The organism is Methylobacterium ajmalii (assembly GCF_016613415.1).
Classification (GTDB): Bacteria; Pseudomonadota; Alphaproteobacteria; order Rhizobiales; family Beijerinckiaceae; genus Methylobacterium; species Methylobacterium ajmalii.
In genome coordinates, this window is sequence record NZ_JACWCT010000098.1 from 46,590 (window position 1) to 62,085 (window position 15,496).

The window sequence follows — 15,496 nt, forward strand, 5'->3', positions numbered from 1 at the left end:
ATGCGAAACATCCTCCTCGCCGCCATCGCCGCGACGGTCATCGGTGCCACGGCCGCCCCCCTGGGCCTGCTGGCGATGCAGGACGCCGCCGTCGGAGCGACGCCCGAGGCGATGGCGGCCTCGAAGTTAGGCGACCTCTCCAAGTTCCGGACCATCGTCGTCGACGTGAAGACGATGACCGACCAGGGCGACCTCGCCGCCGCCAAGACCCGCATCAAGGACCTGGAATTGTCCTGGGACGCGTCCGAGGCCGGCCTGAAGCCGCGAGCCGCCGCCGACTGGCACGTCGTGGACAAGGCCATCGACCGCGCCCTCGACGCGCTGCGGGCGTCGAACCCCGATCCGGCCGCCTGCCGTCGCGCGGTCGACGACCTGCTCGCCATCATCGACCAGACCCACACCGCGTGAGCCAGCCCTCGCTTTCCCACGGCAGCCCGATGCAACCGACCGAGCGACCCGGACACGTCGAACCCGCCAAGGTGCCAGAAGCCACCGCCGGGTTCTGGGCCATCAAGATCGTGGCCACGACCCTGGGCGAGGTCGGCGGCAACGCCGTCACGTTGACGCTCGGCCTCGGCTATCTCGCCGGCACGGCGATCTTCGGGGCCGCCCTGGCGGTGCTGCTCGCCGCACAGGTCCGGGCGGACCGCTTCCAGCCGCTCCTGTACTGGGCCGTGGTCACCGCGACGACGCTCGCAGGCACGACCCTCGCCGACTTCTGCGACCGGTCCCTCGGCATCGGCTATGCGGGCGAGTCCCTGGCGTTGCTCGGATCGGTCGTCGCGACCCTGAACCTGTGGAAGCGCACGCTCGGCACGGTCGCCGTCGAGACGGTGCGATCCCCGCAGGCCGAAGGTTTCTACTGGGCCACGGTCATGTTCTCCCAGACGCTCGGCACCGCGTTGGGCGACTGGATGGCCGACAGCAGCGGGCTCGGGTACAACGGGAGCGCGCTCCTCATCCTCGTCGCGCTGGCCGTGGTCACAGCCCTCTACCTGCGAACGCGCGTTTCCAGGCCGATACTGTTCTGGACGGCGTTCGTCCTGACGCGGCCGCTCGGCGCCACCCTCGCCAATTCGCTCGACAAGCCCGCTGCATCGGGCGGCCTGGGCATCGACGACATCACGATCTCCGGCGTGCTCGCGCTCGCCATGATGGCGCTCGTGCTCCTCGTACCGCAGCGGGCCGGTCGCCATGCGGTCGGGTCCGATGCCGCTTGACGCCCACCTCCAGCCCAAGGATCCAACCCGATGAACGACGTCCGTGAACGCGCCTTGAGCAAGGTACCCGAGGTCACGCTCGGCTTCTGGGTCATCAAGATCCTGGCCACCACGCTCGGCGAGACCGGCGGCGACACCGTCACCATGACCCTCGCCTGGGGTTACCTCGCCGGAACCGTCCTATTCGCCCTGGTGCTGGTCGGCCTCGTGGTCGCACAGGTCATGGCGAAGCGGTTCCACCCAGTCCTGTACTGGTCCACGATCGTCGCCTCGACCACCTTCGGTACGACGATGGCGGACTTCGCCGACCGGTCGCTCGGCATCGGATACACCGGCGGGTCGACCCTGCTCCTCGCCTGCCTCGCGGCCGTGCTCGGGCTTTGGTACGCGACCGAGGGCGCCGTGTCGGTGGACACTGTTTCGACCCCGCGGGTCGAAGCGTTCTATTGGGGGGCTATCACCTTCTCGCAGACGTTGGGCACCGCGCTCGGCGACTGGCTCGCAGACACCGGTGGCCTCGGCTACGAGGGCGGCGCCCTCGTCTTCGCGGCGGCGCTCGCGGTCGTCATCGCCCTGTACTACCGAACCTCGGTTTCGCGCGTCACGCTCTTCTGGGCGGCGTTCATCCTGACCCGCCCGCTCGGGGCCACGGTGGGCGATTTCCTTGACAAGCCGGTCGCCAACGGCGGGCTGAACTTGAGCCGGCCGCTCGCTTCCGCCGTGATCGCGGCCTTCATCGTGGCGCTCATCGTCCTGCTACCGCAACGGGCCGGTCGGCACCCGGGAGAGGGCGTACAGGCGTCTCAATGACCCGAAAATTTCGGTCATTCGTCATTCGGGGTTGATGACCCCTCCTAACGTTCTCCAGCGCTGCCCTCAGGCGGCGAGGAGCGTCCCGGGACGACACACGGCCCGACGGCCCACGTCGGCGTCCCCGAGGGGCTGACGCCCTCGCTTGCGGCCTTGACCGCAAGACCTCGGTCCCGGATCACCCCGGCCGAGTTCACGTCACGATGCTCGTCCAACCCGCACGGGCAGACGTGCCGGCGCAGGGACAGCGGCTTCGCCGCCACTGCCTTGCACCGCCGGCACTCCTGCGACGTTCCACGGGAATCGACGCAGATCAACCCGCCACCGGCTCTCTCGGCCTTGTAGCGAACGAACTGCACGAGCTTGCCCCATCCCGCGTCCAGGATGGACCTGTTCAACCCCCTCTTCTGTGCGACGTTCGTCCCCGGCTCCTCGGCCGTTCCCGCGGCCGAGCGGGTCATGTTCCGGATGCGCAAGTCCTCCAGCACGACGAGCGGGTGCTCGCGCACCAGCCGCGCCGAGGCGCGGTGGAGATGCTGGTCGCGGGTGTTGGCGACGGCGCGAAGCTGCCGCGCCAGCCGCGCCTTGACCTGCGCCGCCGGTTCGAGCCCTTGCGGCATCGTGCGAGCCCCCGGCGGGAGACGCGGATCTCGCGCTCGCGGCGCGAAGCGGAACGGACGTTCGGGATGCGCTCGCCGGTGGACAGCGTCAGCAGCGCCTCCACGCCCAGGTCGCCGCCCACCGCCTCTCCGACGGGCGGCGTGATCGCCACGATCTCGGTCGTCTCGACGGTGAACGCGGTCGTCCTGGCCCTGCCGGAGATGCGCGGCAAGCGCGGCGAGCTCCTCCGCGCCGTCGCCGCGCTCGCCGCCGCCGCCGGCGAGATCAACGTCGAGTTCAGGCTCGGTCACGACAGGCTGTCGGTCGTCTTCGACCCCGCCGACCTGCGCCGCCTGCCGGCCGGCGTCACGCTCCAGCACGACGACGCCCGCCTCGCCGCCACGGGGCACAAGCCCCGAGGCCACCCGCGCGGCGAGGGCTGGAAGCCGCCGCCGTTCCGCTGGGCGGACGTCCGCCGCCCCGTCCACCCCGAGTGGGGGCCGGCCATCACGGCGCTGCCTGGCCGCTGCCTCGGCATCGACCTCAACCCGGGCTGGATCGGTCTCACCGTCGTCGAGAACCGCGGCGACCTGCGTAGCCTCCCCGCCACCCATGTCATCGACCATCGCCTGGTCAGGCTCGACCTGCCGCGCGGCGCCTCGCCCGAGCTCGTCACCGAGGCGCTGGCGAAGGTCGCGGGCTTGGCCGTGAGTCTGTGCGAGGTGCACGGCGTCGGCTTGGTCGCGATGGAAGAGGGGCTCGGAAAGCTCCGCTCCGGCGGGCGTTCGCGCTCGCTGAACCACAAGCTCAACTCGTGGGACCGGAACCGGCTGAAGGCGATGCTGGAGCACAGGCTGGGCCTGCGCGAGGCGTCGCTGGTGACCGTGTGGGCCGGCTACTCGACAACCATCGGCAACGTGACCTTCGCCCTCCCGGAGGCCTGCGCGGCGGCCGCCGAGATCGGGCAGCGCGGCCTGGCCGAACTGGACTGGCGCGCGCACCCGCGCGGCGCGCCTGAACGGCTCCCTGCCCAAGGGCGGGGTGGAGAAGGACCTCCTGCCATTCCCATGCCCTGAGGCGTTCCTGAGCCTGTGGAAGGATTCGAGCGTGCCCAATGCGGCCGCGCTCGCGCGATTGCGACAGGTGGGGACGTGGCGGGCGGTCCATCGGGAAATCAAATCGGCGGCCCTTGGCGTCCGCCGACCGCACCCGGAGGTCACCTCCGGGTGCGGTGGCACGTCCCGCGCCAGCGGGCCGAGCCACGCGGTGTCGCGCCTTGGCCACCGCCGTCGACCGGGGCTCGTGCTCCGGCCGACGGCGGTGAAGCGCCCGGCTCACCCCGGGACGGCCGCCGCGACGGAGAGTCGGGAAACACGGGTATCACCCTAAATTTCCCGATAGCCGAAATTATTCGGATGGTCCTTGCTGCGGAGGCCGTTGTGCTGCAACTCGGAAGCGAGCCGCTCAGCAGCGGCAACCAGACGGGTCCTAATCAATATGGGTGTAAACTAGCGAATGGATGGGCCTTTTAGGTGAAAAACAGCTCCCGTTGTAGCCCAATTGGGTCAAACTGGAGCTGTTATGGATACAGGCAGACTTGGGCTGTCGCGCATACACGCGGACGACCTGGAGCAGCTCGACGCCGGGATGCTTCTCTACGACGCCTTCTATCGCTGGTGCCGGGACGCGACGGCGGAGCGCCATTCCTGGGAACGCGACCGCACCAAGGGGAAGGCGTGACCATGGCCGGTACTGCTCGCATCCAGACCGCTCCCGGGCCGGGCGTGATCACCCAGGGCGCGCCGCCGCCTGTGACACTGGCGCAAGCCTTGCCGGTCTGGGCCCGCATCGCCGCGCTCTCCTTCGGCGGCCCGGCCGGGCAGATCGCGGTGATGCACCGCGTCCTCGTCGAGGAGAGGCGCTGGATCTCAGAGAACCGCTTCCTGCACGCCCTGAACTTCTGCACCCTCCTGCCGGGGCCGGAGGCGCAGCAACTTGCGACCTACGTGGGCTGGCTGATGCACGGCACCCGCGGCGGCCTCGTCGCCGGCGGCCTGTTCGTCCTACCGGGCGTCCTCCCCATCATGGCGCTGAGTTGGGTCTATGCGCTCTACGGCAACGTCGGCCTCGTCGCCGGCCTGTTCTTCGGTCTGAAGGCGGCGGTGCTCGCCATCGTGCTCCAGGCCGTGATACGCATCGGCAAGCGCGCGCTTAGGGCCCCCGTCATGGTCGAGCTCGCGGCTGCCGCGTTCGTGGGCATCTTCTTCATCGGCGTGCCGTTCCCGCTGATCGTGCTGGCAGCCGGCGTCATCGGCTACCTCGGCGGCCGGGCCGGCCTGCCGCAGTTCAAGGCCGGCGGGCACGGGGCCGGCGGCAAGGCGGTGGCGGGCCCCTTCCTGCTCGACGACCACGAACTCCCCCGAGAGCGGGCCGCCGCCGGGCACACCCTGCGGATGCTACTCGTCTGGGGAGCGATCTGGCTGGTTCCCGTCGCGGCCATCCTGCTCGCCCTCGGCTCGGACGACGTCTTCGCCCAGGTCGCGGTGTTCTTCTCCAAGATGGCGATGGTGACCTTCGGGGGCGCCTACGCGGTGCTCTCCTACGTCGCCCAGCAGACGGTGGAGCACTACGGCTGGCTCAAGCCCGGCGAGATGCTGGATGGCCTCGGCATGGCCGAGACCACACCAGGCCCGCTCATCATGGTCACGCAGTTCGTGGGATTCCTCGCCGCCTAGCGGTCCCCGGGCGTGATGCCGCCCCTGCTTGCCGGGACCTTGGGCGGTCTGCTGACCACCTGGGTGACCTTCGCGCCCTGCTTCCTCTGGATCTTCGTCGGCGCCCCTTACGTCGAGCGCCTGCGCGGCAACCGGGCCTTGGCCGGCGCGCTCTCGGCCATCACCGCGGCGGCTGTCGGCGTGATCCTCAACCTCGCGGTCTGGTTCGCCCTGCACACCGTCTTCGCCGAGACCCGGCCGTTCACGGCCGGGCCGATCCGGTTCGACGTGCCGGTGCCGTCGAGCCTGAACCCGTGGGCGCTCGCCCTGGCGGCCGCGGCGGTGCTGGCGGTGTTCCGCTTCAAGGTCGGCATGGTCCCAACGTTAGCGGCCTGCGCCGTGGCCGGAGTGGCCCTGCACCTGGCGGGGTTGGTCTGATGGGCGCCGGACGCGTCACTGCTTTGGCCGTCATACTCGTCGTCATGGAAGGCCCGGCGTTCGCCGGCGAGACGTTCCGGCGCTTGTCCGGCTCCGAGATCCGGGCTCGTCCCGTCGGCAAGGAGGTCACGGACGACGTGCACTGGGCCTATGCCTTCGAGCGAGGCGGCTTGCGCGTGGTGTCGCTCGGGCGGACCCGCGCCGCGCGGTGGCGGATCGACGGCGACGGGCTCTGCCTCGATAGCCAGCCCTGCGTTGAGGTCTGGATGGCCGGGGACTGCATCGAATTAAGGCACGGCGAAGGGACCTTGCCCGAGGAGGGTGTGCTGCAGGCGCCGGCCAGCCGGCGCTGAGGAACGCGAAACCCAGAGAGGAGACAACCATGCGCCGCTTGCTTGCATCCCTTGCCGTGCTGGGCACGGTCTCGCTCGCGTTCGCCGCGTCGGCGGGCGAACCCTGGCAAAACGCCATCGCCACCGGGCTCGGCAAGCCCGGCATCGCCATGCCGGGCGGGGTCTACTGCGTCGGCCTGCCCCGGCCCGACCTGAACGTCACCCTCGACGGTATGCAACTAAAACCGTCCTTCGCCCTGGATTCCTGGCTCGCCTTCGTGCGGCACGGGGGCGGGAACGAGGTGATGGTGATGGGCGACCTCGTCCTGACCGAGGACGAGGTGAGCCCGGTGATGAGGCGCCTCGTCGAGAACGGGGTCGAGATCACCGCCATTCACAACCACCTGCTGCGGGCCTCGCCGAGCACCCTCTACATGCACGTCTCGGGGCAAGGCGAGCCCGGCAAGCTCGCCACGGTCCTGGCCGGGGCGCTCGGGGCCAGCCGGACACCCATCGGCGGCGAGACCGCAGGCGGCTCCCCGCCTTCCGGGAAAACTGAACCGGCCTCGGCCGGCGAGGGACCGGTGCCGGCGAAGGCGACCGCGCCGGACCCCGACCTCGACACCGTTGCCATCGACGCTGCCATCGGGCGCAAGGGCAAGGTCAACGGCGGCGTCTACGCCGTGAGCGTGCCGCGGTCCGAGACGCCGAAGGACCATGGCATGGTGGTCCCCGAGGCCATGGGATCGGCCATCGCCATCAACTTCCAGCCGACCGGCGGCGGCAAGGCGGCCGTCACCGGCGACTTCGTGCTCACCGCCGACGAGGTGAACCCGGTGATCAAGGCGCTGCGGGCGAGCGGCATCGAGGTGACGGCGCTGCACAACCACATGCTCGACGACGAGCCGCGGCTGTTCTTCATGCACTTCTGAGCGAACGACGACACGGGCAAGCTGGCCAAGGGCCTGCGGGACGCCCTCGACCGAGTGAAGGTTGCGAAGGGCTGACGCGGATGGCGAACTCCGGCTCCCCTCCCTTCAAGGTCGCAGTCGTCTGGCGGGGCGATGCGCAGGCCCGCGCCGAGGCTCGCCCCGAGACCAGCCGGTTCGCGGCGGTCTTCGCCGCCCTAAAGCGGCACGGGCTCGCCGCCGAGCCCGCCGTCTGGGCCGAGGGGCAGGCCGACGCCTTCCGGGCCCAGCTCCTGACGACGGACGCGGCGCTGGTCTGGGTGAACCCGGTGGCGGAGGACACCGGCGAGGGCCGCGCCGCCCTGGACGCTGTGCTGCGGGAGGTGGCCGCCGCCTGCGTCCTGGTCAGCGGCCACCCTGACGTGGTCGACCGGATCGGCACCAAGGAGGTGCTGGTCCGGACGCGGGAGATGGGCTGGGGGACGGACACGCACCTCTACGCGAGCCAAGCCGCCCTCGCGGCGGGGTTTCCCGGGCGCATGGCCGAGGGGCCGCGGGTGTTGAAGCGCAGCCGCGGCAACGGCGGCATCGGCGTCTGGAAGGTCGAGCGCGCCGCGGGCCCCGACGTCCTGGCACAGGAAGCGCGCGACCGGACCCGGCGCACGGTGACGCTCGACGCGTTCCTGGCCGAGCGCGCCGCCGACTTCGGGGCCGGCGGCACCCTCGTGGACCAGCCGTTCCAGGCGCGGCACCTGGAGGGGATGGTCCGCTGCTACGTGAGCGGCACGCGGGTCGCGGGATTCGGTGCCCAGCACGTGACCGCGCTCGCCCCGCCGGAGCACGGGCGCGCGCCGCCACGCCTCTACTCGGGACCGGACGACGGTCGGTTCCAGCGCCTGCGCGGCCTGATGGAAGCGGCGTGGATACCCGAGATGGCGGAACGGCTGGTGTTGGGGCCGGACGACCTGCCGGCCGTCTGGGACGCCGACTTCCTGCTCGGGCCGAAGGATGCGGCCGGCGAGGACACCTACGTGCTCTGCGAGATCAACGCGAGCTCGGTGTACCCCATCCCCGACGAGGCGCACGACGCCCTCGCTACGACGACGTTGCGACGACTGACCGAGGCCCGCGCCGGCCGGTCCAAGGCGATGCTGCATGCTCCCAACCCTTGAGGCTCGCGGGCGAGCAGGACAAGGGGGCTCCACGGTGGCAGACCCCTCTGCATCGAGAAAGGCAAGAGGCAGCCACGGTCCCCCAAGGCGCCTACATCGGCTGGAACGGGGAATAGGTGCTGACGATGGCATCGGGTCGCCATGTGGCAGTAGCGGCTGGGAGCGCGTCGAGGAAGGCTGTGGCGAGGCGCATGGCCCCGGCATCGGGGCTGCCCCGTCATGCAGCGGACAACCCCCATTGGGGCATCAGGCCGCCGAGGGAGCCTGCGCGAGCGACCAGCGCAGGTGCTGCTGGATGTGCGACAGGCGGCGCGGCAGGCCCTGCAGGGCCTCCACGCTGGAGGAGTAGATGCAGATCGTCGAAAGCGTGCTGGCGGCATGGTAGAGGGCGCAGGCGCCGTGCTCGCGCAGGGCAAGGCCGGCGGCCATGATGGCTGCCTGTATGGCGCCATGCAGGTCCTGGTCGACGCGCGCCACCATGACGAACTCGGAGGCCTTCCACCAACGCAGGATGCGCCGCATGCCCTCGGTGACCTCTTCGACTGTTGAAGGGCGCGGCAGGTCGTCGAGAACGACGAGCTTCGTGTCTTCGACGTCGTAGCCCAGGTAGACCGAGTGGAGGGCGCGGAACGCCTCCCTCACCCGGTTCCGGGACCAGTGCATCGAGACCTCCTCCGCCATCTCGAGGCTGAGGACCGCGTCCGCGACATACGTTGGGTAGAACTGGGGCTTGGGGGCGGGCGCCGGGGCGGCGACGGGTTTGGGGGCGCGGGGCATGACGACGACCGGATGGCGGTGGCGACGACCAGGCCGGGATGCGTAGGCATCGACCAGGATCGCCGCTTCCCATGCCTCGACACACGGGGCCTTGCTGAGCGCCGCCCCGATGCGACGGATACGCTCGCGTGCCCCGGCGTGCCGCATATCGCGGAGGCGGGCGGCCATGTCGCCCTTGGCGGCATAGAGCGCCCAGGCCTGATCGAGCCCGACCTCGCGAGCGTGGTTGACGACGGTGCGGACGAGGTCGACGCCGCCTTGCGCCTGTTCCGAAAGCCGTCCGTAGACGTCGCTCCGCGCCGCCTTCTCGACCGCGTCAGCAAGAACGAGGGAATCGGCCTGGACGGGCTCGCCGGCGGCATCCCAGACCGTCGAGAAATCTTGCGCTGCCCCGGTCTTGCCGACGGCGGCGAGGGTGGTCCAAACGTCGTCGTGCCCGCCTTGGCTCGCGGCGACGCGACAAACGGCCTTGGCGATCTCGCCCTCCTCGGTCCCCCACAGCCCCTGCCGGGCCGGGACGAGGCCGTGGGACAGAGCTACGACGCCTCGACGACCGCGCTTAGGGGCGAGGGCGCCGTCGACGATGGCCTGGAGCTTCTCCCCCTCGGGGAGCCGGCGGCCGCGCCCGAAGACGACGTGCGAACCGACAACGGCGACGTGCAGCGCGATGTCGGCGGCCGCGATGGCTTCAGCGGCGACGCGCAGCCGGCGTACATGCTGGCGACGCCCTTCGAGCGTCCTCGGCGGTGCCCACAACTTTCGGCAGACGGCGTCGACCTCGACGACCGAGATGCGGTTCTGGGGAAGCTCGGCTTCAATGGCGCCGACGAGATCCCTCGCCGTCGGGGGCAGGCGGTCGATGGCGGCGGCGCGCCGGGGCTGGCCCCGCAGGCGCTCGACGGCACCGCGGACAGATGCCCGCGTCACGCCCTTCAAGCCCACCGTTGTCGTTACATCGGTCAGGCCTTCGGGCGTCGTTTCGCCCGACATGACGATGTGGTCCGACTGCAACCGGGCCAGGATGGCGTCGATGGAGAGCAGGCGGGCCGCCCTCCCGTCTTCCGCCGCCAAGGCGTCCTCGTAACCCACCACGGTCTCGACTTGGTAGGACGTCTCCTGCATTCCTACGGTCGTCCTGTTCGGACGGACGACCGGGCGTTGTTGGCCCGGCTTCATCCGCCCGAAGAACTGGGTCAGGGCGGCGCAGACGGCCTCGCGCTCCTTGTCGCTGCACGCCTGCCCGGGGACCGCCACGAAGGCGGTGGTCTCGCGCTCGACGTACGCCCCGAGCCCGACGCGGTCGACCTCCACGACCTGCACGTCCCGTCTTGCCGCGCACTGGGCACGAAGGTTCGCCGTGGCCCATGCTTTCGCCTTCGGGCGCATCGCCCGGAAAAGCCTCTGACGCGCGTCGCTGTAGACCCGCACCGGCTGGCGGACGCAGAACGCGGTAATGCTGCGGCACGTGTCCGCGACGACCGCGTCGGTCAACTCGGCGACGCCGCCGGCGGCCACGTACCGCTTCACCGCCTCGCCGAGGAACGTCGTCATAGCCTGAGGCGTGACCCGCGCGCCCGTCGTCCGGTGGACGTGGCGCGTGAAGCCCGCGGCCTCAAGGCGAAGAGTTTCGAAAATCTCGGTTGACGCCGACACTGAGAGGACCGGGCTCCGGGGACCATTCCCCACCGACCATTATATGAACTTATCCGCACACCACAACTCTGAAATACGTATTTCGTCTTATGAAAGAGCAGCTTTTCCGAGTTCGAGGTTGTCACGCCGGGCTACCGGAGCGCCTCGCCGAGAGCCTAGACGGAACCGGACAGGGGCAACCCCGACCCGCGGGTCCCCCGACCGACCGCGCCTTTCCCGATCCTTATATGAGCCCATCCGCACAAAGCGCCCCGCTCCCCTCGGCTACACCCCTGTTCGAGTTGTCACGCCGGTTGCCGAGACCGCTCGCCTGCATGGCCTGATGAGACACCAGGGCGAGAACCGGAACCCCGCCGCCCCGAAAGGACCAATTCCGGCCCGACCCTTATGTAGACCCCTCCGCATAGGGGCCCCCGTTTCTCTTAGTAGAGCCCCGGTTCGGGTTGTCACGCCCCCGCCGTCGGAGGGCCTTTTGGATGTTGCCTGGGAGATGCGTCGACGACTCGTGGGGTGCCCTGCGGCGGGCGCAAGCTGCAAGCCATGTCAATCTTCTCGCATGGTCTTCGCCGACATCGTGGAACCCTTGGCGGGGATGCGAGCGTATGCTTCGTCAATCTCAGCAATCCAGCGCCGCAGATCGTCAACCTTCCACAACGTGAGCACGCCCCGCCTGAGGGCATCCTGGAATTGCAGCAGAATTTTTCTGCCGCCGCGCCCCACTGAGTCCGGCAGGAGCCCAGCCTCCCAAGCAGCCTGCAGACGTTCGGCAGCAGCGGGGAGATCCGCCATTAAATCGGTATGGTCCTCCGGGCGCGCATACGTGCAGTACGCCGCGGCCTCCTGCTCCTCGCGGTCGAGATCCTCCAAGATAGCGATGCGTTTATCGACGAGCTCCATGATGGCATACCCATCGCGGGGGTGCATCTCCTTGACGCACAGGTCATAGATATTCTTGCGAATTTTCTGTAATCCAGCGATGCGCTGTCTGGTATTTAGATCTGTCGTATCGAACCCCGTGTACGGGTCGGGGCCAGGAAGCTCTGGAAAAGGGGTCTTAATCATAGGTCATCTCCGTGGTGCTATCAGTCGCCAGATGAAAGGTCGCCGGCCCCGCTCGCGCACCGCGCGTCGGTGAACTGGCTCTTCTTCGCCTCGGTCCTCTCGTCGATGATGAAGCTCCCGCCTGGGCGCGGCGAATCCCATCCGCCCCCGATGGCGATCATCGACCCACGGCCGGCCTCGCCCCGGGCGACGAGCTCATTCGTCTCGCGGCCCGTGCGCGTCGAGACGACACCGCACGTCACCGTAACTCGCCATCCATTACCCTTCCCGGGGACCGCGTCGACACGGCTGAAGCGCTGCCGCCCGGGCCCCGCCGGAACGCGGATGTCGTAGAGCCACCGGTCCGTCGGGGTCGGGAACCGGTCGGGTTCCACGGCGGCGGCCGGAGCCGCGGCGAGCACCATGGCGGTGAAAGTCAAAGAACGCACCAGCATGATCCATCCTCCTCGAAGCGAACCAGGGAAGCGCGGAGAACGACAGTGCCGTCCTCCGTGGTGAAGTTGGGCCCGGCATAGGGGTCGAAGCGCACGCGGATGGCCGACGGGTACCGGGGCGCCTCGCAGCGCGTCCCGGTCGCCCACGCCATGACGGCCCGCTGCCGTAGCCGGAGCGTCCGTTGCCGAGCGGCCTCACTGACCACGAACCGCACGTCGCGCAGGGCGACCGCTTGCTCGTGCCCGACAACGAGGCCGGCCTCGCGGATGGACCAGGCGCGCCGGACCAAGTTGCGGTAGACGTCGATGGTCATGACGCCCTCCTCAAGGGCCCGAAGGCCGTCGCGACGTTCTCGGCCTCAAGGGCGACGCGGCGGGCGTCGTCGGCCAAAACCTCACCGCCGGCGGCGAGGCGACCCGCTTCGACGACACGGGCCCGTAGGCCGCGCCCGACGAAGGGGCAGACGCGACCGGCCTCCCACATGGCCTCGATGCGGGCGGCCGCGGCGGCGTACTCGGCCGGGATTGCGGGAAGGCGGGCGGAGGAATTGCACATGCTGGCCTCCCTCACATCCGGGTCGCGAGCTGCTCGCGACCGGCGAGCACGGCTTCCACGAGCCGGCGCACCCCGCGGACGGAGGCGCCGCGCCAGTGCTGCTCGACGAGGGAGAGTTCCTCCCCGGTAAGGGGCGATACCCAGGCCTCGTCGACGCCGCGCTCGGCGCAGATCTCGGCCAGGACGCCGCGGACCAGCACCGGCAGGTCCTCGCGCCGCGGCGCGGGCATCCGATAGCACCGGAAGCGGTCGAGCAAGGCGCCATGCATCCGCCGCAAGCCCGTGATGTCGTTCGCGGTCGCGATGTAGCTCATGCCCGACAAGTCGACCGGGCATTCGAGATAAGTGTCGAAGTGCCGCGCCGCGTCCGGTGTCAGCAGCGGCAAAATTCCGTCCAGAATTGAGCCGTTGTTCTTGCCCTCGCCGACCTTGTCGATCTCATCGAGGACAAGAAGAGCGCTCGCCGCCTGCAGCCGCTTGAGAAGCTGGAGCATCGTCGAAGCCCGACCGGTGCTCCACTGCCGACTGGTCGAGAGGATACTGGCATCGGAGGCACCCCCGCACCCGTAGACCTGCACACCCAGGCCGAGGACCTCGCCGATTCTGCGGGCAAGGCGCGTCTTGCCCGACCCGGGCGGGCCCTCAATGAGGATCGGGCGGATGTAAACCCAGCCCCATCCGGCGAGGTCGCGCAGCACGGAATCGATGATGCCGGTCGCATAGGGGAATTCGCCGACGAGGACGGCCCGCGCCGCGGCGAGGTCCGGGACAGGCGCCAGGGGCCAGCGGCGGCCGGCGAAGGGGGCCCATTCCGCCCGCGGGGTGGAGCCGGTGTGCCCGCCGGGCCGGCTCTCGCCCGCCTTCGCGAGACCTGGCAAATGCTCGACGGAGCTCAGGACGAGCAAGCTCGGCCCCGTCTCCAGTGCCGTCTTCGCCGCCTTCTCCGCGGCGGCCTTCTCGCGAGCCTCGCTCGCCCAGGCCGGTTCCGGCGCCGGCGCGCCCACATAGGCGTCCTCGATCAGGCGCCCGCCGCGCAGCAGGGCATGGTGGAGGCTCCCGAGCGCACCGTGCCCCGGCCGCCAGTCCAGCGCCGCGTGGACGTCCTCGGCCATTCCGACGGTCGCCTTGACGTAGCGCCAGCCGTCGTGGCCGCCGAGAAGCTCCGGCATCAGCCCGCGGATGTACTCGCGCGCCGGGGGATGGCCGCAATCCCATAGGCAGAGCGCCAGGATGCCGGCGAGCAGGCGCAAGTGCTCATCCGTCGTCTGCTGCTCGTCCGTGTAGTCGAAGCTGAAATCTGAGACGAACCCGCTCTCGCGCAGCCATCTGAGGACCGTGTCAAAAGCCGCGGTGACTTGGACGGCCAGCGTCTGCTCGGCCTCGCGCCGGTCGCGCTTCACGGCATCAGCGTAGGCGTCGAACGCCAACCGCATGGCGCGGTACATGCCGACGACGCGGACGTCTTCGCCGAACGCGGCTGCGTTCCGGAGCGATGGGACGCCGTAGCCGTAGCGTGCGACCAGCAGCAAGGCGGCGGGCGCGAACGGGAAGTCCCCGCGCTTGGGGGGCTGGGCGTCGCCGCTGAGATATCGTTCGAGCGCGCAGGCGCGCGCGCCCTCCTCGAGGGGGCTGGTCATCATCGGTGTTCCTTACCCGCGCCTGGGAGAAACCGCAGACGCTCATGTGGCCAGTTCTAAGGAGTGCACCCTAAGGATTGCTTAGGTCGTCTTTCGAAACACGGTGTTTCGCCCGTTCTTTGCGCGCGTAGTCCAGGTCAGAGAACGCTCTCTCGAGGGAGCGCCGTGCGTGCGATTCGGCGTCGTGCCAGTCCCGGAAGGGCGCGGATTGCACCATCACGGTCCCAGCGGACCACGGGCCGCGGTCGATGAGCTCCGCGTTTCCGAGCAAGTAAAATCCGCGCGCTCGCGGGCAGGGATCCGCCGCAGCTCGCCCAACGAGGACGAGCGCCCAGGGCGGCAGCCCGTATTTCATTATGCGGTCGTGTGTCACAGTCCGCCTGTTGAGGGCGGTGACGCGCGCGAGGTCGGTGCTCCACTCCCCCCCGAAAACCGCGGACGCAGCCTCGTCGACGGCGTCGGCCAGTGCCCGCGCGATCTCGGCGTGCTCTACCGGCTCTGTCCCGATGTGTGGGACCCGGCCGACGTAGGATAGTGGCTGGCCGTCCGCAGTACCGACGCACAGGGCGCCGGGCACAGGAGATTCGATGTCGGGGCGGAGCACTATGCGCACGTCAGGCGGCCTTGGACTGGAGGGCAAGGAGCAGCTCGGCGCGGAAGTCCTCGCGCTCGACCCAGAGAAGTTCGCTCCTAGCAATGGCTTCGAGGTTGGCGCTGTCGTTGCCGGAACCGGCGTAGAACAGGATGAGCGCGGACAGGTAGTCGATGTCCCAGCTTAGGTCGGCGATGCGGGCACTCAGGCGTTCGGCGGCGGTATTTATAGCGTTGCCCTCCTACGGCTGGTGGGCGGGCTAAACCGGCGCGGCAGGCGGAGCTGCCGAAGTCATGGGGGGCACCTCGATGGGTGGGAGCGAGGCGATGTGCTCTATAAGGCAGAGCTGGACCGGAGCGGCCGGCTTGCGCTTACGCGAGCGCGCGGTCGGCTGCTGGACAGACTGCTCGATTTGGGCGTCGGGATCGCGCCCAATGACGCGCAGGGCCTCCGCAAGGGCAGCGTCAGGGCCATTGTATCTTTGGTTCTTCGTCATTCGGGGTTGATAGGGGCTCACAGTAGCCCCGCCTCCAAATCGGCCTCCAGGGTTGATAGCGGCATCCCGTAGTACCGCCAGGGGCCGTAGATCGG

Annotated in this window: 14 protein-coding genes and 4 pseudogenes; 9 read left to right on the top strand and 9 right to left on the bottom strand. The window is 69.6% G+C overall.

The window, feature by feature from the left end:
- Genes HPY23_RS18655 through HPY23_RS18665 form a run of 3 tightly spaced genes read left to right on the top strand, consistent with a single transcriptional unit; the run spans position 1 to position 2,030 of the window.
- Positions 1–408: a histidine kinase gene (locus tag HPY23_RS18655; RefSeq protein WP_091887217.1), complete on the top strand. Its 408-nt coding sequence runs from the start codon at positions 1–3 to the stop codon at positions 406–408.
- Positions 405–1,220, top strand: coding sequence for a COG4705 family protein (locus tag HPY23_RS18660; protein ID WP_459564352.1), 816 nt, complete (start codon positions 405–407; stop codon positions 1,218–1,220). Before HPY23_RS18655 ends, HPY23_RS18660 begins: the two co-directional genes overlap by 4 nt.
- A 30-nt stretch (positions 1,221–1,250) precedes the next feature.
- Complete coding sequence (locus HPY23_RS18665) at positions 1,251–2,030, top strand: COG4705 family protein (protein WP_091887215.1); 780 nt, start codon at positions 1,251–1,253, stop codon at positions 2,028–2,030.
- A gap of 44 nt (positions 2,031–2,074) precedes the next feature.
- Here HPY23_RS18665 and HPY23_RS34120 read toward each other — a convergent pair whose 3' ends face one another.
- Both HPY23_RS34120 and HPY23_RS34125 read right to left on the bottom strand, forming a co-directional pair.
- On the bottom strand, positions 2,075–2,650 hold the full coding sequence (locus HPY23_RS34120) for an RNA-guided endonuclease InsQ/TnpB family protein (RefSeq protein ID WP_091887213.1): 576 nt from the start codon (positions 2,648–2,650) through the stop codon (positions 2,075–2,077).
- A gap of 20 nt (positions 2,651–2,670) precedes the next feature.
- A pseudogene (locus HPY23_RS34125) lies at positions 2,671–2,802 on the bottom strand (hypothetical protein); the annotation flags it as partial.
- A 49-nt stretch (positions 2,803–2,851) separates the two neighbouring features.
- Between HPY23_RS34125 and HPY23_RS18680 the strand changes: the two are divergent.
- From HPY23_RS18680 to HPY23_RS18705, 6 genes and pseudogenes are all read left to right on the top strand, one after another.
- Positions 2,852–3,706 carry a hypothetical protein gene (locus tag HPY23_RS18680; protein ID WP_091887209.1) on the top strand — a complete coding sequence of 285 codons (855 nt, stop codon included), beginning with the start codon at positions 2,852–2,854 and terminating at the stop codon, positions 3,704–3,706.
- A gap of 520 nt (positions 3,707–4,226) precedes the next feature.
- Positions 4,227–4,370: pseudogene (locus HPY23_RS18685) on the top strand (sulfurtransferase); the annotation flags it as partial.
- Positions 4,371–4,372: 2 nt separating this feature from the next.
- A pseudogene (chrA, locus tag HPY23_RS18690) lies at positions 4,373–5,782 on the top strand (chromate efflux transporter).
- Positions 5,782–6,135: a hypothetical protein gene (locus HPY23_RS18695; protein WP_091887207.1), complete on the top strand. Its 354-nt coding sequence runs from the start codon at positions 5,782–5,784 to the stop codon at positions 6,133–6,135. Before chrA ends, HPY23_RS18695 begins: the two are co-directional and overlap by 1 nt.
- Before the next feature lie 29 nt (positions 6,136–6,164).
- Positions 6,165–7,121, top strand: a pseudogene (locus tag HPY23_RS18700) (DUF1259 domain-containing protein).
- A 5-nt stretch (positions 7,122–7,126) separates the two neighbouring features.
- Positions 7,127–8,194 (top strand): Cj0069 family protein, encoded by a 1,068-nt coding sequence (locus HPY23_RS18705; protein WP_091887205.1) that lies wholly within the window; start codon positions 7,127–7,129, stop codon positions 8,192–8,194.
- A gap of 246 nt (positions 8,195–8,440) precedes the next feature.
- On the opposite strand, the gene HPY23_RS18710 is transcribed toward HPY23_RS18705, so the two are convergent.
- The 7 genes from HPY23_RS18710 to HPY23_RS18740 form a co-directional block, all read right to left on the bottom strand.
- Positions 8,441–10,522, bottom strand: coding sequence for a hypothetical protein (locus HPY23_RS18710; protein WP_139234973.1), 2,082 nt, complete (start codon positions 10,520–10,522; stop codon positions 8,441–8,443).
- A gap of 645 nt (positions 10,523–11,167) precedes the next feature.
- On the bottom strand, positions 11,168–11,686 hold the full coding sequence (locus tag HPY23_RS18715) for a hypothetical protein (RefSeq protein ID WP_091887200.1): 519 nt from the start codon (positions 11,684–11,686) through the stop codon (positions 11,168–11,170).
- Positions 11,687–11,706: 20 nt separating this feature from the next.
- Positions 11,707–12,120 carry a hypothetical protein gene (locus tag HPY23_RS18720; RefSeq protein WP_091887198.1) on the bottom strand — a complete coding sequence of 138 codons (414 nt, stop codon included), beginning with the start codon at positions 12,118–12,120 and terminating at the stop codon, positions 11,707–11,709.
- Positions 12,102–12,434, bottom strand: coding sequence for a hypothetical protein (locus HPY23_RS18725; RefSeq protein WP_091887196.1), 333 nt, complete (start codon positions 12,432–12,434; stop codon positions 12,102–12,104). The genes HPY23_RS18720 and HPY23_RS18725 overlap by 19 nt, the downstream gene beginning before the upstream one ends.
- Entirely contained in the window at positions 12,431–12,676 is a 246-nt protein-coding gene (locus tag HPY23_RS18730) for a hypothetical protein (RefSeq protein ID WP_139234972.1), read from the bottom strand. The genes HPY23_RS18725 and HPY23_RS18730 overlap by 4 nt, the downstream gene beginning before the upstream one ends.
- Before the next feature lie 11 nt (positions 12,677–12,687).
- Entirely contained in the window at positions 12,688–14,316 is a 1,629-nt protein-coding gene (locus tag HPY23_RS18735) for an AAA family ATPase (protein WP_091887193.1), read from the bottom strand.
- 67 nt (positions 14,317–14,383) lie between these two features.
- Entirely contained in the window at positions 14,384–14,926 is a 543-nt protein-coding gene (locus tag HPY23_RS18740; protein WP_200601596.1) for a hypothetical protein, read from the bottom strand.
- Between the last annotated feature and the right edge of the window lie 570 nt (positions 14,927–15,496).

Coding starts and splice junctions, on each gene's coding strand:
- HPY23_RS18735 (WP_091887193.1), bottom strand. CDS start 14,316: ATGATGACCAGCCCCCTCGAGGAGGGCGCGCGCGCCTGCGCGCTCGAA.
- HPY23_RS18705 (WP_091887205.1), top strand. CDS start 7,127: ATGGCGAACTCCGGCTCCCCTCCCTTCAAGGTCGCAGTCGTCTGGCGG.
- HPY23_RS18665 (WP_091887215.1), top strand. CDS start 1,251: ATGAACGACGTCCGTGAACGCGCCTTGAGCAAGGTACCCGAGGTCACG.
- HPY23_RS18680 (WP_091887209.1), top strand. CDS start 2,852: ATGCGCGGCAAGCGCGGCGAGCTCCTCCGCGCCGTCGCCGCGCTCGCC.
- HPY23_RS18730 (WP_139234972.1), bottom strand. CDS start 12,676: ATGTGCAATTCCTCCGCCCGCCTTCCCGCAATCCCGGCCGAGTACGCC.
- HPY23_RS18715 (WP_091887200.1), bottom strand. CDS start 11,686: ATGATTAAGACCCCTTTTCCAGAGCTTCCTGGCCCCGACCCGTACACG.
- HPY23_RS18710 (WP_139234973.1), bottom strand. CDS start 10,522: ATGACGACGTTCCTCGGCGAGGCGGTGAAGCGGTACGTGGCCGCCGGC.
- HPY23_RS18695 (WP_091887207.1), top strand. CDS start 5,782: ATGGGCGCCGGACGCGTCACTGCTTTGGCCGTCATACTCGTCGTCATG.
- HPY23_RS18720 (WP_091887198.1), bottom strand. CDS start 12,120: ATGCTGGTGCGTTCTTTGACTTTCACCGCCATGGTGCTCGCCGCGGCT.
- HPY23_RS18655 (WP_091887217.1), top strand. CDS start 1: ATGCGAAACATCCTCCTCGCCGCCATCGCCGCGACGGTCATCGGTGCC.
- HPY23_RS18725 (WP_091887196.1), bottom strand. CDS start 12,434: ATGACCATCGACGTCTACCGCAACTTGGTCCGGCGCGCCTGGTCCATC.
- HPY23_RS34120 (WP_091887213.1), bottom strand. CDS start 2,650: ATGCCGCAAGGGCTCGAACCGGCGGCGCAGGTCAAGGCGCGGCTGGCG.